The 270-nt window shown below is 40.0% G+C and carries 1 protein-coding gene; it reads right to left on the bottom strand.

Going from position 1 to position 270, the window contains the following annotated elements; genetic code table 11:
* Nucleotides 1-270 (bottom strand): polysaccharide deacetylase family protein (locus SB775_RS29775; RefSeq protein WP_410864845.1); only part of this gene is annotated, 270 nt, incomplete at both ends.

Below are 270 nucleotides of genomic sequence, written 5' to 3'. Positions count from 1 at the left end.
CCTTTTAAAATGTTAGCAAGCATTCCAGGATAGTACTGGACCCTGCTGCCTAATACGAAAAAGGTGGCGTGTCCTTTATTTTCCTTCAGCGCATCTAAGATTTTTGTCGTTGTCGCTGGATTCGGACCATCATCAAATGTGAGTGCGATGGCTTTTTTGTTCGGATCAAGCTTTGATTTTTGCGGCAGCTTAACGGCTTTTCTTTTAGGGTTCGGTTCTTTGATTTCATTCTGATTTTTGGTCTTATTTATATATTCTGGCTTCAAGATA

This window comes from Peribacillus sp. SIMBA_075 (genome assembly GCF_046534585.1).
Note: the sequence above shows the minus strand (reverse complement) of the source record. Positions and strands in the feature narration are given on the sequence as shown.